Below are 19,319 nucleotides of genomic sequence, written 5' to 3'. Positions count from 1 at the left end.
GGTTTATCCCTTACTTCTTATAATTATTTAGCTGTTCAAACGCATTTTTGTTCCAGCATAGTAATTGTTTATCGCGCAGGTTTCCAGCCTTGAGTGTGGTAATTATCTAACCTTTCAATCGGCTTGAAATCAGATTCATGATCGATAATGAAAGTGCTTCTTTACTATGCAAGCCAAGGTCTTGCTGACCATTAGACCAGAACACTGTTAAGGCATTATGATCGGAATTGAAGCCGATGGCTTGATTTGACACATCGTTTGCACAAATCATATCAAGCTTTTTATTGATTAGTTTTTTACGAGCATAGTCTGCAACGTTTTGAGTTTCAGCAGCAAAACCTACCGTAAATGGGCGTGAATGACTTAACCCTGCCACATCTGCAATGATGTCGGGGTTTTTGACAAGTGTCAGGGTCATTTCGTCCCCTTGTTTTTTAATTTTTTGTGTCTGCAGATCCGCCGAACGGTAATCTGCCACAGCAGCACAGCCGATAAAAATATCAGATTCTGTCGCTAACTTAAGTGCTGATTGATGCATTTCTAGCGCACTTTCTACGTGAAATAACTTTGCGTTTGATGGCGGCTGAATGCTAACAGGACCTGAGATTAAATTAACTTTTGCTCCGAGTTGCAGTGCGGCATTGGCGAGCGCATAGCCCATTTTTCCGGAACTGTGGTTACTAATAAAACGCACCGGATCAAGTGCTTCTCGGGTAGGGCCTGCTGTGATCGTTACTGTTTTTCCTGCGAGAATAAGCGGTTGTTTCTCTTCATTTGATAGGGCTTGATTGCATAACTCAACTAACTCATTGGGTTCGAGCATTCTTCCTGAGCCGATATCACCACACGCTTGCTCACCACTGGCAGGCCCCCAGATAGAAATGCCTCGTTGCTTGAGAGTAAGTAAATTTGCTTGTGTTGCACTATGAGCCCACATTTGCTGATTCATTGCGGGAGCAATTGCAACAGGGCTGGGAGTGGCCAGTAACAAGGTGCTAAGTAAGTCATCAGCAAGGCCTGAGGCCATTTTAGCGATGGTGTTAGCTGTGGCGGGTGCCACTAAAATCAGATCGGCCCATTTTGCAAATTCAATATGTCCCATAGCGGCTTCTGCGCTTGGGTCGAGTAATGAATCAGAAACAGGGTTACCCGATACTGCTTGCAGAGTCAGAGGGGTGATAAATGCATGGGCAGATTGGGTCATGACCACTTTCACATCATGCTGGTGGTCTTTTAAACGACGCACTAACTCTGCACATTTGTATGCAGCAATGCCACCGGTGATGGCAAGAAGAATTTTTTTATGGCTCATAGGGTTACTTTTAATTAAGTGCAGCTGAAAAGTCAGTGCGAGACATCACTTTGCACAATCTTACGTTTGCTTGCGACAGCAAGCAAATTTATCACTAAACTGATTGTATAAAAGACTTAACTTTTACTGAGCATTAAAACCAACTGGAATGGTGAGCTTTTTCAAGGAATGACCATGCAAATAACTCAATTACCGTCCGATCAACGTCCTCGGGAGAAATTACTGCAACAAGGCCCTCAAGCTCTGAGTGATGCAGAATTACTGGCTATTTTTTTTCGTACTGGGATTGCAGGAATGAATGCGATTGAATTGGCAGAAACAACATTAAGCACTCACCAAAGTTTACAACAGCTTTTTAATGCTTCGTTAGGGGACTTTTGTCAGGTTAAAGGGTTAGGAGAGGCTAAATATGTTCAACTTCAAGCGGTTTTAGAGTTATCGAAGCGATTTTTACAGGAGTCATGTCAGCGTAATACCGTATTTAATTCACCTGAGCATGTGCGCCATTATTTATCTTTGGAGCTAAAGTCTCGTCAACAAGAAGTGTTCATGGTGTTGTTTCTTGATAATCAAAACAGATTGATTCATCAAGATATTTTATTTTATGGCACCATTAATAGCGCCAGTGTTTATCCTCGAGAGGTTGTAAAAGCTGTGTTACGGCACAATGCTGCAGCGGTTATTTTTGCTCACAATCACCCCTCGGGAGTCGCTGAGCCCAGTGAAGCCGATAAAATTATTACTCGCAAATTAATATCGGCATTAGCATTGATTGATGTACCAGTATTAGATCATCTGATAGTGGCTGATGTGTCAGTTATTTCGTTTGCTGAGCGCGGGTTGATCTAAGCATAATCACTGATTATATCAGACGACAAATGAACAAATTTTTAACTGTTTGTTTTATTGGATCTTAATGTTATTGAAAATGATTGTCATTTAAACTAAAATTTAAAGCTAGAAATTAATCTTGCTGAGAACTTTATGTACGTTTGTATTTGCCATGCGGTCACAGACAAAAAAATTAACCAAGCTGTTAATGAAGGTGTTCAGACAATGCGTGAATTACGCAGTTGTTTGGGGGTCGGAAGTCAGTGCGGTAAATGTATATGTCATGCCCAGCAGGTGTTGCAAGAGGCGCATCAAGTTAAAATTAGTTTCGGATTACAAAGAGAAGTGGCTTAAGCCACTTTTTTCGTTTTTAAGGGAATAAATAATTTTAGTCGCACAAATTAGCCCGCTTGTTTTTTGAACGATAAAGCTTAAATAAAGTGCTTTTTGATAAAGTGAAAATCCAATAGTTGCTTTTTTGGACGATAAACTCTACTGTGAATATGCTTCAAGTTGTGATTTTTCATCTTTTTTTCAAATTAGTTTAAATTAACTGCAGTTTTTGCTTTCACTTCGGCCATTGGATCACTATAATTGGCCGCTATCAAATTTACACATATGAGCGTCGATAGATATCTTTCCTTGATCTTTGCCTGTATTTGCTATATAAAGAGCGCCCTTCGATTTATCTCAGGGCATAATACGTTTAAGGCCTAAGGGAAATCTAGCTCGAGCAAAGTTTTGGAGATATATAGACATGTCTAAAGTATGTCAAGTTACAGGTAAGCGTCCAGTGGTTGGTAACAACCGTTCACACGCACGAAATGCAACTAAACGTCGTTTCCTACCTAACCTACAAACTCACCGTTTTTGGGTTGAAAGTGAAAACCGTTTTGTAAAACTACGTCTTACTACTAAAGGTATGCGTATTATTGATAAAAAAGGCATCGATGCGGTTCTTACCGAAATCCGTGCTCGTGGCGAAAAAATTTAAGGAGATTGAATCATGCGTGATAAAATCCGTTTAGTTTCTACTGCTGGTACTGGTTATTTCTACACTACCGACAAAAACAAGCGCAACATGCCGGAAAAAATGGAAATCAAAAAGTTTGATCCAAAAATCCGTAAGCACGTTGTTTTCAAAGAAGCTAAAATCAAGTAATTGATTTTTATCTTTGAAGAAAAAACCTAGCCAAGGCTAGGTTTTTTTTATGCCCAAATTTTAAGAGTTTGTTCTTAATCTCTGCATATTGGTATGAGCGTAGTCAATAATTGAATTCTTGATGCACGCTATTTTTCATAAATTCAGCCTTTATAGGTACTAATAGCTGAGCTTTACTCTTACCTGGCGCTATTTAACTAATCTTTATTGCTTTTTACTGCTCTTCCTCTTTATGATGCTCTATCAGGATCGTTTAGTTATAAAGGGTACGAGATTATGAAGATGAAATTACTGACGTGCGGCGCATTGCTGTTTTCACTGGTGGGGTGTTCTGATGATGCGGGCAAAGTGAGTTTAGGGTTATTTACTACCAAAGATGTGGTCATTAAAGCTAAAACAGATCCTAAGTTGCCCGGTATTACTTGCCACATTAGTCATATTGAAGCGGATTTAGATTTTGCCGATCCTTCAGATATGTCGATTGCATGTCGCCAAACAGGCCCAATTACAGCTGAACAAATGGCAAACATCGATTTTTCTAAAGACGGAGAGGTCGTGTTCAAAGAATCGAAAAGTATTTTGTTTAAAAGCCTAAAAGTACGTCGTATATATGATTCACCGAGCCGGACGCTGATGTATTTGTCGTATTCAACTAAAGAATCCAGTGGTAGCCATCACCATGCGCTATCGACAGTGCCTTTGTACAACACTCAAGCGTGGCAATGGGCTCAAGCGCATCAAATTAATCAATAATAGTGATTGCGCCATTGTTGATACTTTTGCATTGTTAATTCGTAGTATTGTCACTTTACAGTTTTAAGTAGTTGGAAATCATGCTGTCTTTTATAACCGATACGTTTAAGTCAAAACCGTTACTCAGTGAGAATGAAAATCAATGGATAATGGATACCTTTGTTTGGGCTTTTGAGCATTTTGATGGCCATTTTTTCATTGATCAAACGCAAGTTGTCTTGCCAACCAATCAGTATTTTCCGGGTCAAGTCAGCTCAATCGATGCAATGGCACAGCAGGTGTTTGAACAAGTGGTAAAATATGCGGGTATGCAGCATTGGCCGTTACGTTTAGTGGCCCCAAACCAATTAGCTCCTAATGTTTTTCCAAAAATGCAATTTGTTGGAGCTAGTAGAGGAGAGTTCGCTCAATTAGTGGTGCCTGTAAATCAGCCTATTTTAATTTCGTTTAATCCTCAGCAAATAAACCAACCGCAAGATTTAATCGCAAGCTTTGCGCAGGCGATGGCGATGATCCTGATTAAACAAAAAGGGGTGTTGCCCCCTGGTGGTGAAGCCTTTTTACCTCAAGCAACTGACTTGTTAGCCCATTTTTTAGGATTTGGGGTGATGCTCAGTAATACTGCTTATCAATTTAAAGGGGGCTGTGGCTCGTGTTATAACCCTTATGCCAATCGTCAAGCGAGCTTACCAGAAACTGAAAACCTGATGTGCTTAGCGTTAGTATCGGCGTTAAAAGGAAGCGATAAACGTAAGGTGGCGGCGCAATTAAAGCCTCATCTACGCAGCCAATATAAAAAAGCGATGAAGCAAATTGAAGAGCGCTTAGCGCACACTCCAGAGCCGATATTCTTAGCTTTGTTAGATAAAGCGAGAGCAAATGGCGTATCTTGATGAGTTCATTTTAATTGCGCTGGCGCACTTTTTTGCAGTTGCCAGCCCTGGGCCTGATTTTGCGATTATTTTAAAACAAAGCATCAGCTATGGCCGACGCAATGCATTATTTGCCAGTGTAGGTGTTGGGCTGGGGATTTTAGTGCATGTTACTTATTGCTTGTTAGGTGTGGCTCTGGTGATTTCACAATCAGAAACGCTATTTAATTGGCTCAAATACCTGGCAGCGGCTTATTTGGCTTTTATGGCATTTCAAGCACTGCAGTCAACAGCAAATAAGTCTTTAGATGAACAAAGCGCACAGGTATTAAAGGCTGAATCTGTGAGGCGCTCTTTTGTGAAGGGCTTTTTAACCAATGCCCTGAATCCAAAAGCGACGCTTTTTTTCTTGTCGCTGTTTACTTTAGTGATTAATCCCACCACACCGACTGCCGTACAGATCAGTTATGGTGTTTATATGGCCATTGCCACGTGGGTATGGTTTTCGGGGTTGTCGCTGGTATTAAGTAAGCATGCCGTTCGCCACTTTTTTTTGCGCAGTGGCCATTGGTTTGATCGCGCAATTGGCGTGGTTCTTTTAGTGTTAGCAATAAGGGTTGTGTGGTCATGAAAACATATTATAACTTGGCATATGGTTCAAATATGTCTACCAAGCGTTTATTTGCTCGCCTGCCTAATGCCACTCATATTGGAGTTGCCACGGTAACAGGTTACCAATTGGCTTATCATAAATTAGGTGTAGATGAATCAGGTAAATGTGATGCATTTTATACCGGCGATCCGCAAGATATTCTCTATGGTGTATTGTATGCTCTCAACGAAGATGAAAAAGCAATCCTAGATGAAATTGAGGGAGCGCGTTATTCTCAAGCTCAAATTAAGGCCACACATAACGGTCAAACTTTTGAAGCGTATTGTTATGTGGCCAACATGCTCGATGACTCAATTTTACCTTATGATTGGTATTTGCAGCATGTTATTGCGGGAGCAATTGAGGCTGAGCTACCCAAAGAGTACATTGACAAAATTAAGCAGCAAGCTGTGAAAGTCGACCCTGATAAAACGCGTGCAGCTCGAGAATTTGCAATCCATCAAAAATAAATAAAACAAATAAGGAAAGTCCATGAAACGATGTTTCTTAGCTGCGGCTATTGGCTTAGGGTTACTGTCTTTTAATAGTACCGCAGAGGTTGATGCAGACAAACTCTCAGCAGTCATCGAAAAGTCAATGGCGCGTTTTAATGTGCCAGGTATGGCGGTCGCTGTGGTGCAAAATGATCAGGTTGTGTTGGCTAAAGGTTTTGGCGTGGCGCACCTTGATACGAAAAAAGCGGTCACAGCACAGACTTTATTTGGAATCGCCTCTAATACTAAAGCTTTTACAAGTGCTGCATTGGCTATGTTAATTGAGCAAGGTAAGCTGAGCTGGGATGACCGCGTTATTGATCATATTCCAGAGTTTCGACTCGCCGACCCATATGTAACCCGTGAAATGCGCATTCGTGATTTATTAAGTCATCGCAGTGGCTTAGGGTTGGGAGAAGGTGATTTACTTATTTGGCCAGATACCGACAAAACAGTTAAAGAGATTTTAGCGGGTTTACAGCATTTACAGCCTGATTCCAGCTTTCGTAGTCAGTATGCCTATAACAACTTAATGTTTGTGACTGCCGGTGAAGTGGTTGCACGTGTGTCGGGTCAATCTTGGCAAGATTTTATTGAGCAAAAGATACTTGCGCCTTTAGCCATGCATGATTCAAAGGCGGGCTTTTCACGTATTCCAAAAAGTAATGGCAATTGGGCAACAGGGCACATTCCGATGGAAGGTCAGTTAACTCCTTTTTTTGTTAATTACCTTGAAGATTTCCGTGGTGCAGGGGCGATAGCATCGAGCGTGGCCGACATGAGTAAGTGGTTACGTCTACAACTTAATGAAGGTAAATTACCAAGCGGTGAAGCTTTATTTAGTGAAAAGTCACAGCAAGAAATGTGGCATTTGCATATTACCAGTAAAGCATCGAAAAGAGCGTTTGATGCATATCGTCAACAGTTTAGAGGCTATGGGCTTGGCTGGAGCATAGAAGATTATCATGGCTATAAAAAAATGGCCCATGGAGGAGGGATCTTAGGCATGGTCTCGCAAGTTACGTTATTACCAGAAAAAGAGCTTGGAATAGTTGTCTTATCAAATCAGCAGGCATTTAGTGCTTTATCTGCGATTACTCATGAAGTTCTTGAGGATGCATTAGGACTTGAAGATAAAGACTGGGTTGAAGAGCTGGCCATCAAACATTTTGAAGGTAAAGAAAAAGCGTATGCTCAATCTCAGTTGGCAGCAGTAAAAAATAAACAAGCCGCTTTGCCGAATGCAATCTACGCGAATGCTTATCAAGATGCTTGGTATGGCGATATAAATATTACTGATGAAAAAGGTAATTTAAGAATTGATTTTACCCATACCGCACGCTTAAAAGGCACATTAGAGCATTACAATGGTAATACTTTTATTGCACGTTGGGATGAAAAGTTATTAGAAGCTGATGCCTTTGTGGAATTTCAACTCAATGCAGATAACTCGGTAAAAAGCGTGACAATGCGGGCTGTCTCACCAGCCATTACTGACTTTAGTTTTGATTTTCATAACTTACACTTGAAAGTGAAATCGAAATAAAGCACTTCATAACCGACCAAAGTCGCAAAGCCATCACAAGATGGCTTTGTTACCCTTCAATAAGCGATTATTCAATGTTTGTACTGTGTTTATCTCGGCCTCGGTGTTGGATACATAGCTAAATCAATATAAACACTGCCTTTTACAATTTTATATTTTTCAGGTAATCATCATGCGTACAGCAATCATTTCTCATCCGGCTTGTCGAAAACATAAAATGACTGCAGAGCATCCTGAATGTCCTGAGCGGCTTGATGCCATTTCAGATCGGTTGTTAGCATCCGGTGTTGATCTGGAAGTACAACATAAGCTTGCACCTAAAGGCACGTTGGAACATATCGGACTCGTTCATAGTGATGAACACATAAAGCATATTTTGGGTAACATTCCACTGGATGGTTTACAAGATTTAGATGGCGATACATGGCTGTGTCCTGATAGCTTTAAAGCCATTGAGCGAGCAGTTGGTGCGGGTGTGTTGGCTGTTGATGAAATTATCTCGGGTCAATTAGATGCTGCTTTTTGTTCCGTCAGGCCGCCTGGGCATCATGCTAATAAAGACACGTCATCTGGGTTTTGTGTGGTGAATAATCTGGCGATTGCAGCTCAATATGCATTGAATTTAGGGGTTCAGCGTATCGCAATATTAGATATTGATGTGCACCATGGAAATGGGACTCAAGATATCTTCGTTGGAGATGAACGAGTGATGTTTTGTTCGTTGTTTCAACATCCTTTTTACCCGAATACGGCAATTGATAGTACCGCACACATACTCAATTCCCCATTAAGTGCAGGTCAAGGTGGCGATGAGTTGCGAACGATTGTGATGAACCGCTGGTTACCTGCGCTGACATTATTTAATCCTGAACTTATTTTTATCAGTGCAGGCTTTGATGCTCATTTAGAAGATGATATGGGCGGACTGACGTTAGTTGAGGCTGACTATACTTGGTTTACCGAGCAAGTGATTCAATTGAGCAAATCGTGCAATAGCAAAGGCGTTATTTCAATGCTTGAAGGAGGCTACGATTTATCTTCCTTAGGCCGCAGCGTAACAGAGCATATAAAAGCTTTGGCGCATGGCTAGCTGTTATTGGGCAAATTCGGCTAACAGAGCAAAGCCCTGATCGTAATCATTTAACTGTACTTTATCGATACAGCATTGCCCTTCTAATACTAAGGTGTGCTTCACTTTATGGCTAAAATCTTCAAGTGGCACTTGCCCTAGGGGGTTGAACGCACCATCGTACTCCATACCATTTTGACACACTAAACGTAAATCTTGATGCATGCTGGTCGGTAGACTTTCGAGATATTCATTCAAGGTGGTTTGTTTCGCAAAATAACTGATTTCATCAAAGCCAACAGTAAAGCATAAAATAGGGAAGCTCGGCATTATCATTCCTTTTTGAAAATAATCTGCTTTTTGTAATGTACCTTGTTCTTCATCAATTTCACTATACGCCAAATTTGTTAAAGTGATCCATGTTTTTATTTCATAAAATGGCGCTAAGAATGCAGTTCAATGCTCAAAGGATCCGAGTTGCGCAAGTGATGTCAACTCAACTAATAACCTGTGATATCTCGATGACACTGCAGCAGGCTGCAGTACAGATGCGAAAGCATGATGTGAGTGCCGTTTTTATTGCCAATGAAAATCAAGAGATTATAGGGATTTGGACAGAATCAGACTGTAGGAAAATAGATTTTACCGCCACAGCTTACTCTGCTCAGCCCATCATAGAGTTTATGAGCCAGCCAGTCCTACATATTTCTAAGTGTGCACCTTTGAGTGATGTAGCTGCTGTGTATCATCAGCATCATATTCGTCATTTATTGGTCGTTGACGAAAATGATCGACCGTGTGGCATGATTAGCTTAAGCGATGTCGTTAGAAACCAAGGACTTGAGCATTATCTTAATTTCAGGTTAGTCGACCAAAGTTATGATCGAAACGTGCCTGTTTTACCTGCGACAGATGGTATCGATACGGTTGCCCGTTATATGCATGAGCGACAAGTAAATGCTGTGTTAGTGTTTAATGCATCATTACAACAAATGGGCATTATCACAGAGCGTGATTTACTCAATGTGGTGGCGAGCGAACATATTCAACATTCATGCTGGTCATTAGCGAGTTGGCCTTTAGAAACAGTGACAAAAGAAACAAGTTTGTATCGTGCTTATCAACAGTTGACAGATAATCACATTCGTCATTTAGTGGTTGTTAATTCAGATGAAAAAATATGCGGCATGTTATCCCTGAGTCATATCATTACAGATATTGAAGTCGCCTACATGACTGAATTAGAGATGGCATTGACGCAACGTAATCAAGCACTCAAAGCGTCTCAAAAGAGTCTGTTTTTAGCCAAGCAAATTATCAATGCATCATTAGATGGGGTGATGATTACAGATTGTCATGGCACTATTTTTCAAGTTAACCCAGCATTTACGACACTCACTGGATATACAGCGCATGAGGTGGTTGGCCAGACGCCGAGTATTTTAAGTTCAGGCAAGCATGATCAAGCTTTTTATGATCAAATGTGGGCCTCTTTACGCCGTGAGCATATGTGGCAAGGAGAAATTTGGAATAAAAAGAAAACTGGTGAGGTCTATCTGGAGTGGCTGACGATTATCGAAATCAAAGAGCCTGATGATGAGTTACTTTATGCTGCTATTTTTAGCGATATTACCGAGCGAAAAAAAGCCGAAAAGCGGATTATTTCACTGGCCTACTTTGATGAACTTACACATTTACCAAATCGTCGGCTGTTTAGCGATCGTCTAGATATGGCTTTGTCGATGGCCCACAGAGATAAAAGCAAGTTAGCCGTGATGTTCCTCGATCTCGATCATTTTAAACAAATTAATGACACTATGGGACACAATGTTGGTGATGTTCTCTTAAAGCAAGTGGCCGAACGTCTCCAAAAATGTGTTCATGAAGGGGATACATTGGCCCGTTTAGGTGGCGACGAATTCACATTATTACTCACTAATGTGAAGGACGAAGAGCAATTGACCACATTTGCAAATGTATTACTGTCGCAATTAAAAGCTCCATTTAAGCTCAATGGCCTCGATGTCTCGATTACCACCTCAATTGGCGCAGCCGTTTATCCTACAGATGCAACAGATTCACACAACTTATTGAAGCATGCTGACATTGCCATGTATCGCAGTAAAGAGCTAGGTCGAAATGCCTTTCATTTATATAAACCTGTGATGAATACACGCTCATTAGAAAGACTGGCGTTGGAAACACATTTTAAAAAAGCATTACGGACTGATGCATTTGAGCTGTTTTATCAACCTAAAATCAATATCAATAGCAATCAAATAGCGGGGGTTGAGGCGTTAATTCGATGGCAATGCAATGAGCTTGGCGCTATTTCACCTGCCCAATTTATTCCAATAGCAGAGTCACTCGGTTTGATTGTTGAGCTCGATTTGTGGGTGATTAACCGAGCATGTCAGCAAGTGCAGCTGTGGATAGCACAAGATATCCCCTTTGAGCATGTGGCAATAAACATATCGGCTTTGCATTTTTCGCAGGGAAACTTAGTACTGGCGATAAAAAATGCACTGTTACAATGGCAAATTCCAGCCAATCGGATAGAAATAGAAATCACCGAGAGTAGCTTTATTTGTTCTTTGAGCGAAGCGAAATCGGTTCTGGAAGAGCTAAATGAATTGGGAATAAAAATCGCATTAGATGATTTTGGTACTGGATTTTCGGCACTGAGTTATTTGACGCAATTACCAATCAATACATTAAAAATTGACGCTAGTTTCATTGCGAATATTCCTGAGGAGTACGGGAATAGCCAAATTGTTTCGGCGATTATCGCTTTGGCAAAAAGTTTACATTTAGGTTTAGTTGCTGAAGGGGTCGAACAAGAGAAACAATTACATTTCTTAAAACAATTACAGTGCCCAGTGATTCAAGGTTACTTTTTCAGTGAACCACTGACAGCACATGAGTGTACGGCCTTCATTAAACAGTACAATCATCCTTGCATTTAACTAGGGTCTGTTGACCTTTCAGGGTTAAATTTGCAGCTGCCTGTTTGGTATTTAGGCAAGGCAACACCTATGTGGTGTGGTTGTTCCCCATAAATAGGTGATGACCCTAGAGATCTTTAGCTGAACTCAGGGTAAGCAATTAAATACCCAGAGCTCAGCTTAACATGCTAAAAATCAATACTTACTTCATAAGATGTAAATTTTCGGATGTTAATGACGCCTGTATCAAAAATGAGATACTGGCCTTTAACTCCGAGAAGAACTGCAGAAATACTGGGATCTTTATCAAAATTAAATGAGCTAATTTTCTTTGGATAAACCTGAACTGGGTAGCTTAAATCAACCACTTCTTCATTGAGCACCTCAATTGCAGTTGCGCCAAATAACTGCGCGAGTTCATCGAGTTTGTCTTGAATTTGCGGAATGAGTTCACTGGCTGCGGCTTTTAAATCAATAACATCATTTTGGCCTTTAAGCATATTGCGCCAATTGGTTTTATCAGCAATAAACTCGGCTAATGCGACTTCGACTAAACCTGATTGCAAACGAGTTTGCACTTTAAATATAGGTAGCGCTTGAGTGGCTCCTTGATCAATCCAGCGAGTAGGGATTTGGGTATGTCGGGTAATGCCGACTTTCAATCCGGAAGTATTCGCAAGGTAAACATAGTGTGGGATCATGCAGTTATCTTCACCCCACTGAGGCTCTTTACATGTTCCTTGTGCGTGGTGGCAAGTTTCTGGTTTCATAATGCACATATCGCAACTGGCGAGTTTTCGCATACATACAAAGCAGTGACCTTGCGCATAACTTTTTTTAGTTTTTTTGGCGCAATGGCTGCAATAAATGTTACCGGTAAAGCTTAAAGTGAGTGGTTTACCAATTAAAGGATTTATATCAACGACTTGATCGCCGATAGGTAGTTGATATTGGATTGGTGTGGTTAAACTTGATTTGAGTTTTTTTAATGTACCCTGCATTGATTGGCCCCTTTTAATCAAGCAACCATACTAGCAAATTCTAAATTAATAAACTTGGTTTATTACATGCTTTTGATAGTTATCTAACCAAGTTAGGTAATCATTGAATGGCAGTGGTTTACTGTAGTGATAGCCTTGTACTATGTCACAATTGAAGTCTCTTAGTTTTTGCTCGACGAGATTAGATTCTACCCCTTCAGCGACGACCGTCAGATTTAAATGTTTAGCCATGTCGATTGTATTTTTAACTATGGTTAAATTTCGGGGTGATTCAACTAAGTCGAGAATGAAGCTTTTATCTATTTTGAGTTCATTAAATGGTAATTGTGAAATATAAGCTAAAGACGAATAGCCAGTACCATAATCGTCAACTGAGACATTCACTCCCATATTCGAAAAAGCCTTCATCAGCTCGCTGAGTAAATTAAAGTCACTGACCATCACAGATTCTGTTAGTTCTAAGTTCACTAAGTGTGACGGAATATCGTGATTTGCAATGAGGTTGGTGACCTTAGTCAGAAAACCACGCATGGTAATATCCTTACCACTAATGTTTATAGACACCTTATGCTGTTGAAACCCATGGGATAATAGCTCTTTTAGCTGTTTAAATGTAGTTTCGATAACCCACAAACTTAGTTCATTAATCACCCCTGTGTCTTCGGCAATGCGAATAAACTGATCTGGTGGAATAAAACCTAGCGTAGGGTGCTGCCAGCGTAACAACACTTCAGAGCCTTCGACGGTATTGTTATGAAGGTTAATTTGCGGCTGGTGGTATAGTTCGAGCTGATTATTACGGATTGCTTGTTGTAAATCTGTCGCGAGCGTGAGCCGCTGTGCAACATTAAAATGCTCATCTTCAGCGTAAATACAAATTTCTTTACCTGCTCTTTTCCCTTGAGCAAGAGCTTGAAAACTCTGGCTAATAATGTGGGAAACCAAGGTCGTAGTGGCAGGGTGATCACATACGCCAATATGTGTATCGAGATTGATAAACAGTCCACTCAGAGTTAAGTCTTTGTTGATGGTAAGCTGCATTTTTTCAAGCTGCAGCTGCAGTGCTTGTAGATTAATAAAACGATGCGCCAAAATGGCGAGCACACCATCGCGAGCTTTTGCGACTTTGATGGGGTGGCCATGTTTATGTTCAAAAGGGATAAAACGCCGATCGAGATTGATTTGTGCGCTTATGTCATTCACGACCTTAAGCACCAACTTGTCTGTTTCTTGATTACTGATATAAGGGGCAATAGAGTTAAAGTTGGAGATCTCGATCACACACAGGCTGAACTTACGCTGTTGGGCTTGTAAAGATTCAAGTGTGATCTCTAATTGATTTAGGTTAGGTAACCCAGTGGTAATTTCATGTGTGGCATTGTAGAGCGCTTTTTCTTTTTGATAGCGCATTCTGTCAGCCAAAGCCATCGCCATTAAAATAATCTCGAGCAGCACACCAATTAAAAAAGCATAACTGGTTAAAAATGTGTATTCAATTTTCCCCGTGAGCATCAACGGCTGGATAGGAGCGGTGCAGATTAAAGGGATCCACGAAACAATGTAAAACTTAGCCCAACGAAATCCGAGCCTGATTTTATAGCCAATTAACGTAAAACTTAAAAAGTACAAAATCCCTAAACAACAAAAAAACAGTGGTGCCGCTTGATATTCTGGCAGCCAAAAAGAAAGCAGTGTCAGCAACATCATTAGGATTAAAAAATTGCGCGAGATCTGATACAGACGACCTTTATGGGTATGGTAACGCAAAAAAGATAAAGCAAATAATAACGAGAAAATGGCAATAGTAAAATTACTGGCGATAACATATTTATGAATGAACGCCATGACAGGTATTGGCCAGATATAGTGACCAAAACCTAACACGACACCCATTAACACTAAGACTGAAATGATATAACCAATATAAAATAGATAAACAGTGTCTTTTATGGCAAAAAATAAGACAAGGTTGTATAAGGCGATCATCACGCAGATACCAATAAAGATCCCCCAAATTAAATGAATTTTTTCTTTTAAGCGTCCATATTCGTCGTGGTTATAAATTTTGATTGGGGTTTTGGCTATCCCTGTGGTTTTTATACGAATATATAAGTCAGTCCTGCTCTGGGCCTTTAATATTAAATCGAATGTTGGAATGCTGCGCTGTGCAAGCGTTAACCCTTGGCGTGTATCACCTAACGCCAATTGTTTTATCATATTTTTATGCTCATCGAGCTGATACACATCGAGTTCATCAAGCATGGGGTTGTCAAAGTGGGCAAAAAGCTGTGTATCGTGAGGGTCACGACTGGTTAGAGTGATTTTTAGCCAATAAGTGTGCTGTTCAAAACTCCAAGGAATATGCTGCCAATCATCTTTGACCATTAACCAAGGATCGCGAAGATGATCATTTAACGTAACTTTATTGTCAGAATCGATAAAAAAGGCTGTTTGCGTATAGATGATTTGCGTGCGGTTGATGGTGCGTTGGGTCGGATCACCGATATGCCCTATCATGACACTAATTAACATACACAGGATAAAAAGAATGATCGCTGGAATGATGTATTTGATTAAATTGGGTACTGGCATTAAGGCTCTAGAAATTACTTTTACATGAATAGCAGTGCAAAGTGTAGACGGGTACAGCCTGAAATGACAATTGAAAAGGCTAGGGAAGAAAAGTAGGGTGCATGGTTGCACCCTAACAATAAAACGCTACTTAGCTCTTTTCACGCTCTATGGCGCGGTAGGCAATATCTGTGCGGTATTCAACACCAGCCCAATGAACTTCTTTAACTAATTCATAAGCAGCTTGTTGCGCTTGTGTAACGGTATGTCCTAACGCTGTTGCACACAAGACACGACCGCCAGCGGTGACGATGTCATCACCAACTTGTTTAGTGCCAGCATGAAAGACTTTTTGACCTTCAGCATAATCAACTTTTAGCCCTGAGATCACATCACCTTTCGGGTAATCACCTGGATAACCAGCTGCGGCAAGTACCACACCGACCGCTGCACGTGAATCAAATTCAATCGTTGTTTTATCAAGCTCGACACGATTTGCAGCTTCGATCAGCTCAACCAAATCTGATTGCAAACGCAGCATCATAGGTTGTGTTTCTGGATCACCAAAGCGGCAGTTGTATTCGATTACTTTTGGAGTGCCGTCAGCATCAATCATTAAACCAGCGTATAAAAAGCCAGTGTAAGGGTGGCCTTCAGCAGCCATTCCTTCAACCGTTGGATGAATAACTTCATTCATAATGCGCTGGTGAATTTCATCGGTTACAACTGGCGCAGGAGAATAGGCACCCATGCCACCTGTATTTGGACCTTGATCTTGGTTATAAGCGCGTTTGTGATCTTGTGATGTTGCAAACGGCAGTACATTTTTACCATCAACCATCACAATGAATGAGGCTTCTTCACCGGTTAGAAACTCTTCGATGACTACACGGCTTCCGGCTTCACCAAATGCATTCCCAGCGAGCATATCGCGAATGGCTTCTTCAGCTTCAGCTTCGGTCATTGCTACAATCACACCTTTACCAGCGGCTAAACCGTCGGCTTTGATGACGATAGGTGCACCTTTTTCGGCTAAGTAAGCCAAAGCGGGCTCAATTTGCTCGAAAGTTTGGTAGTCTGCAGTTGGGATGTTATGACGTGCTAAAAAGTCTTTAGTGAATGACTTTGAGCCTTCTAATTGAGCCGCTCCAGCCGTAGGGCCAAAAATGGCCATCTCAGCTGCACGAAACTTATCAACTACACCCATTACGAGTGGGACTTCTGGCCCAACAATGGTTAAGGCGACCGCATTTTGTTGAGCAAAGGCGAGTAACCCGTCTAAGTCTTCAACACCAATAGCGATATTTTCTAATTTAGCTTCAAGCGCTGTGCCAGCGTTGCCAGGCGCGACGAATACTTTGTTTACTTTTGTTGATTGTGCCGCTTTCCATGCAAGTGCATGTTCACGACCACCACTACCAATTACAAGTACATTCACAAGGAGATCCCTATTTGTTATCTGGTTTTCTAAATTTGAGTGTCATGCGATCACTTTCACCGATGGCGCGATATTTTTCAGCATCTTGTTCGCCAAGAGCGAGGCGAGGAGGTAAGGTCCAGACCCCTTTTTCATGCTCGGCAGTATCAAGTGGATTTGCATTAATTTCACTTTTATCGATAAGTTCAAAGCCTGCTTGTTCAGCTAGAGCGATAACCCAACTCTCTTTGACATACCCTGAGCGTTTAGCTTTTTTTTCATCTCGATCTTCAGGGAGGCGATGATCGACCACTCCTAAAATCCCACCTGGTTTTAGTGCGGTGTAAAAAGCTTGAAACGCGTTATTGACGCCTTCCAAATCACGTTGCATATACCAGTTGTGTAGATTTCTAAAAGTAAGCACCATATCAGCACTTTGCGCTGGGGCAATTGAATGATGGGTACCTGGGTAAAATTCTGAGACTTTAACATCACTAAACGCTTGATTGCTTTTGAGCTTATCATCAAAGCTATATAGCGCGCGTTGATAATATTTCACTTGCGAATCAGCTGGAAAGTGTGCGGCATAGTACATACCATGTTCTTTAAGAGCTGGGGCTAGAATATCGGTGTACCAACCGCCACCAGGCCAAATTTCAACCACTGTCATTGTTGGCTCTAAACCAAAAAATGTCAGAGTGTCTATCGGGTGGCGATAAACATCACGACCTCGATTTTCATGACTGCGAAGCGTATCTTGGCTTGCATCGGTTAATAAGGTATTGATATCTGTACTGGCACAAGCTGTTAAGACTAAAGCTAAAGTTGCACTAAGCGCTGTTTTAAAGCGTGGCATTATCTGAATTCTCAATTGTTATCATTTTTATGCTAACAAAAATAGCAGAAAAAATGTTGCTGGCTATCACTTTTACAATAAGAGTGTGACGGTATTACCAATGATAACGACAAGCTAAGAGGCTTAGCTTGTCGTGATTGATTGTGCTTAGTGACGGAAATGACGCATGCCAGTAAAGACCATTGCCATTCCATGCTCATTAGCTGCAGCGATTACTTCATCATCGCGCATTGAGCCACCTGGTTGAATAACCGCGGTGATCCCTGCATCTGCCGCTGCATCAATCCCATCGCGAAATGGGAAGAAGGCATCAGACGCCATGACAGAGCCTTTGACTTCTAAACTTTCATCGGCAGCTTTAATGCCTGCAATTTTGGCTGAGTAAACACGGCTCATTTGGCCTGCACCTACACCAATGGTCATGCCATCTCGTGCATAGATAATCGCATTTGATTTAACAAACTTAGCCACTTTCCAGCTAAACATTAAATCGTTTAGCTCTTGCTCTGTTGGCTGGCGTTTAGAAACAACAGTTAAATCGCCTTGCGTCACCATGCCCAAATCGCGATCTTGTACCAAGATACCACCGTTAACACGCTTGATATCGTGACCGGTTGTTTTACCAGACCACTGACCACACTCTAATAAACGAACGTTTTGTTTTGCTGCAACTATTTGTGCCGCGTCTTCAGAAACGCTCGGTGCGATAATCACTTCAACAAACTGACGTGAAACGATTGCTTCAGCAGTATTGGCATCTAACTCTTGGTTAAAAGCTATGATGCCACCAAATGCGGATGTTGGGTCAGTTTTAAATGCGCGCTCATACGCCTCTAAAATGTTGCCACCTACAGATACACCACACGGATTAGCATGTTTTACGATCACACAAGCTGGTTCAGCAAACTCTTTGACGCACTCAAGGGCTGCATCAGTATCAGCGATATTGTTGTAAGAAAGTGCTTTACCTTGTAACTGCTTTGCAGTGGCCACAGAGGCTTCAGAGACATCATTCTCAACATAAAAAGCGGCATTTTGGTGTGAATTTTCACCATAGCGCATATCTTGCTTTTTCTTGAATTGGAAATTAATTGTGCGAGGAAACGCTGATTCTGGATGTTCAGCAGCATTTTCACTGTAATCAGGCACTTTAGTGCCAAAGTAATTGGCGATCATTCCATCGTATTGTGCTGTGTGTTCAAAAGCAGCAATCGCTAAATCAAAACGTGTTTGGTATGTTGTTGCACCGTCATTAGCGTCCATTTCTGCTAATACGCGATCGTAATCACCAGCATTAACAATAATTGTGACGTCTTTATTATTTTTAGCTGCAGCACGAACCATGGTTGGTCCGCCGATATCGATGTTTTCAATCGCATCTTCTAAGCTACACCCTTCTTTTGCTACAGTTTCAGCAAATGGGTAAAGATTGACAACAACCATATCAATTTCAGAAATGTTGTTTTGTGCCATCACGTCTTCGTCTGTACCGCGACGAGCTAAAATACCACCGTGAATTTTCGGGTGCAGTGTTTTAACACGGCCATCCATGATTTCAGGGTGACCGGTGTAATCAGATACTTCTGTTACTTGGATGCCGTTATCGGCTAAAAGCTTACAGGTTCCGCCAGTTGATAGAATATCAACCCCTTTTGCAGCAAGAGCGCGTGCGAATTCAACAATACCAGTTTTGTCTGACACGCTTAATAGTGCGCGGCGAATAGGACGAAGTGTATCCATTGTAGTTTTGATTACCTCAAATTATAGAGTTAGCAAAAAAAGCTAAACATTAACAGTTGTTTCCAGTAGCGCTGGTCTTTTTGAACAAGTATAAATCT

Annotated in this window: 18 protein-coding genes; 11 read left to right on the top strand and 7 right to left on the bottom strand. The window is 41.2% G+C overall.

Annotated elements, in window-relative coordinates; all coding sequences use genetic code 11:
- Nucleotides 1-106: 106 nt before the first annotated feature.
- A complete protein-coding gene (gene coaBC / locus PULV_RS06425) occupies nt 107-1,312 on the bottom strand; it encodes a bifunctional phosphopantothenoylcysteine decarboxylase/phosphopantothenate--cysteine ligase CoaBC (protein ID WP_086744569.1) in 1,206 nt (401 codons plus the stop codon).
- Between the two features lie 174 nt (nt 1,313-1,486).
- Here coaBC and radC point away from each other — a divergent pair, with 174 nt between their 5' ends.
- The 10 genes from radC (at nt 1,487) to PULV_RS06375 (ending at nt 8,712) form a co-directional block, all read left to right on the top strand.
- Complete coding sequence (radC, locus tag PULV_RS06420) at nt 1,487-2,161, top strand: RadC family protein (RefSeq protein ID WP_086744568.1); 675 nt, start codon at nt 1,487-1,489, stop codon at nt 2,159-2,161.
- 135 nt (nt 2,162-2,296) lie between these two features.
- Entirely contained in the window at nt 2,297-2,497 is a 201-nt protein-coding gene (locus PULV_RS06415) for a bacterioferritin-associated ferredoxin (protein ID WP_086744567.1), read from the top strand.
- 403 nt (nt 2,498-2,900) lie between these two features.
- Nucleotides 2,901-3,137 carry a 50S ribosomal protein L28 gene (gene rpmB, locus PULV_RS06410; protein ID WP_086744566.1) on the top strand — a complete coding sequence of 79 codons (237 nt, stop codon included), beginning with the start codon at nt 2,901-2,903 and terminating at the stop codon, nt 3,135-3,137.
- 12 nt (nt 3,138-3,149) lie between these two features.
- Nucleotides 3,150-3,305, top strand: coding sequence for a 50S ribosomal protein L33 (gene rpmG / locus PULV_RS06405; RefSeq protein WP_086744565.1), 156 nt, complete (start codon nt 3,150-3,152; stop codon nt 3,303-3,305).
- Nucleotides 3,306-3,587: 282 nt separating this feature from the next.
- Nucleotides 3,588-4,058, top strand: a complete 471-nt coding sequence (locus tag PULV_RS06400; RefSeq protein WP_086744880.1) for a CreA family protein — start codon at nt 3,588-3,590, stop codon at nt 4,056-4,058.
- Between the two features lie 80 nt (nt 4,059-4,138).
- Complete coding sequence (locus PULV_RS06395; protein ID WP_405127482.1) at nt 4,139-4,951, top strand: hypothetical protein; 813 nt, start codon at nt 4,139-4,141, stop codon at nt 4,949-4,951.
- On the top strand, nt 4,938-5,561 hold the full coding sequence (locus PULV_RS06390; RefSeq protein ID WP_086744564.1) for a LysE family translocator: 624 nt from the start codon (nt 4,938-4,940) through the stop codon (nt 5,559-5,561). Before PULV_RS06395 ends, PULV_RS06390 begins: the two co-directional genes overlap by 14 nt.
- Nucleotides 5,558-6,052 (top strand): gamma-glutamylcyclotransferase family protein, encoded by a 495-nt coding sequence (locus PULV_RS06385; RefSeq protein ID WP_086744563.1) that lies wholly within the window; start codon nt 5,558-5,560, stop codon nt 6,050-6,052. Before PULV_RS06390 ends, PULV_RS06385 begins: the two co-directional genes overlap by 4 nt.
- Before the next feature lie 22 nt (nt 6,053-6,074).
- A complete protein-coding gene (locus PULV_RS06380; protein ID WP_193331200.1) occupies nt 6,075-7,622 on the top strand; it encodes a serine hydrolase in 1,548 nt (515 codons plus the stop codon).
- Nucleotides 7,623-7,794: 172 nt separating this feature from the next.
- Nucleotides 7,795-8,712 (top strand): histone deacetylase family protein, encoded by a 918-nt coding sequence (locus PULV_RS06375; protein WP_086744561.1) that lies wholly within the window; start codon nt 7,795-7,797, stop codon nt 8,710-8,712.
- Nucleotides 8,713-8,715: 3 nt separating this feature from the next.
- Here the strand turns inward: PULV_RS06375 and PULV_RS06370 are convergent, their stop codons facing one another.
- Nucleotides 8,716-9,093: a hypothetical protein gene (locus PULV_RS06370; RefSeq protein ID WP_086744560.1), complete on the bottom strand. Its 378-nt coding sequence runs from the start codon at nt 9,091-9,093 to the stop codon at nt 8,716-8,718.
- A gap of 17 nt (nt 9,094-9,110) precedes the next feature.
- Between PULV_RS06370 and PULV_RS06365 the strand changes: the two genes are divergently transcribed.
- A complete protein-coding gene (locus tag PULV_RS06365; RefSeq protein ID WP_227009365.1) occupies nt 9,111-11,657 on the top strand; it encodes an EAL domain-containing protein in 2,547 nt (848 codons plus the stop codon).
- A gap of 167 nt (nt 11,658-11,824) precedes the next feature.
- Here PULV_RS06365 and PULV_RS06360 read toward each other — a convergent pair whose 3' ends face one another.
- From PULV_RS06360 to purH, 5 genes are all read right to left on the bottom strand, one after another.
- Nucleotides 11,825-12,637: a DUF2797 domain-containing protein gene (locus tag PULV_RS06360; protein ID WP_086744558.1), complete on the bottom strand. Its 813-nt coding sequence runs from the start codon at nt 12,635-12,637 to the stop codon at nt 11,825-11,827.
- A gap of 45 nt (nt 12,638-12,682) precedes the next feature.
- Nucleotides 12,683-15,229 (bottom strand): EAL domain-containing protein, encoded by a 2,547-nt coding sequence (locus PULV_RS06355; protein ID WP_193331199.1) that lies wholly within the window; start codon nt 15,227-15,229, stop codon nt 12,683-12,685.
- A gap of 130 nt (nt 15,230-15,359) precedes the next feature.
- A complete protein-coding gene (gene purD / locus PULV_RS06350) occupies nt 15,360-16,646 on the bottom strand; it encodes a phosphoribosylamine--glycine ligase (RefSeq protein ID WP_086744556.1) in 1,287 nt (428 codons plus the stop codon).
- Between the two features lie 10 nt (nt 16,647-16,656).
- Nucleotides 16,657-17,481, bottom strand: a complete 825-nt coding sequence (locus PULV_RS06345) for a class I SAM-dependent methyltransferase (protein WP_193331198.1) — start codon at nt 17,479-17,481, stop codon at nt 16,657-16,659.
- Between the two features lie 147 nt (nt 17,482-17,628).
- Nucleotides 17,629-19,221 (bottom strand): bifunctional phosphoribosylaminoimidazolecarboxamide formyltransferase/IMP cyclohydrolase, encoded by a 1,593-nt coding sequence (gene purH, locus PULV_RS06340; RefSeq protein ID WP_193331197.1) that lies wholly within the window; start codon nt 19,219-19,221, stop codon nt 17,629-17,631.
- Nucleotides 19,222-19,319 lie beyond the last annotated feature (98 nt).

It is taken from the genome of Pseudoalteromonas ulvae UL12 (assembly GCF_014925405.1).
Classification (GTDB): domain Bacteria; phylum Pseudomonadota; class Gammaproteobacteria; order Enterobacterales; family Alteromonadaceae; genus Pseudoalteromonas; species Pseudoalteromonas ulvae.
The sequence above is the reverse complement of the archived record's forward strand: the minus strand, read 5'-3'. Positions and strand labels throughout refer to the sequence as shown.

Bases quoted from the DNA above. Each gene is read 5' to 3' on its own strand.
- coaBC (WP_086744569.1), bottom strand. From the start codon at position 1,312: ATGAGCCATAAAAAAATTCTTCTTGCCATCACCGGTGGCATTGCTGCA.
- radC (WP_086744568.1), top strand. From the start codon at position 1,487: ATGCAAATAACTCAATTACCGTCCGATCAACGTCCTCGGGAGAAATTA.
- PULV_RS06415 (WP_086744567.1), top strand. From the start codon at position 2,297: ATGTACGTTTGTATTTGCCATGCGGTCACAGACAAAAAAATTAACCAA.
- rpmB (WP_086744566.1), top strand. From the start codon at position 2,901: ATGTCTAAAGTATGTCAAGTTACAGGTAAGCGTCCAGTGGTTGGTAAC.
- rpmG (WP_086744565.1), top strand. From the start codon at position 3,150: ATGCGTGATAAAATCCGTTTAGTTTCTACTGCTGGTACTGGTTATTTC.
- PULV_RS06400 (WP_086744880.1), top strand. From the start codon at position 3,588: ATGAAATTACTGACGTGCGGCGCATTGCTGTTTTCACTGGTGGGGTGT.
- PULV_RS06395 (WP_405127482.1), top strand. From the start codon at position 4,139: ATGCTGTCTTTTATAACCGATACGTTTAAGTCAAAACCGTTACTCAGT.
- PULV_RS06390 (WP_086744564.1), top strand. From the start codon at position 4,938: ATGGCGTATCTTGATGAGTTCATTTTAATTGCGCTGGCGCACTTTTTT.
- PULV_RS06385 (WP_086744563.1), top strand. From the start codon at position 5,558: ATGAAAACATATTATAACTTGGCATATGGTTCAAATATGTCTACCAAG.
- PULV_RS06380 (WP_193331200.1), top strand. From the start codon at position 6,075: ATGAAACGATGTTTCTTAGCTGCGGCTATTGGCTTAGGGTTACTGTCT.
- PULV_RS06375 (WP_086744561.1), top strand. From the start codon at position 7,795: ATGCGTACAGCAATCATTTCTCATCCGGCTTGTCGAAAACATAAAATG.
- PULV_RS06365 (WP_227009365.1), top strand. From the start codon at position 9,111: ATGTTTTTATTTCATAAAATGGCGCTAAGAATGCAGTTCAATGCTCAA.
- PULV_RS06360 (WP_086744558.1), bottom strand. From the start codon at position 12,637: ATGCAGGGTACATTAAAAAAACTCAAATCAAGTTTAACCACACCAATC.
- PULV_RS06355 (WP_193331199.1), bottom strand. From the start codon at position 15,229: ATGCCAGTACCCAATTTAATCAAATACATCATTCCAGCGATCATTCTT.
- PULV_RS06345 (WP_193331198.1), bottom strand. From the start codon at position 17,481: ATGCCACGCTTTAAAACAGCGCTTAGTGCAACTTTAGCTTTAGTCTTA.
- purH (WP_193331197.1), bottom strand. From the start codon at position 19,221: ATGGATACACTTCGTCCTATTCGCCGCGCACTATTAAGCGTGTCAGAC.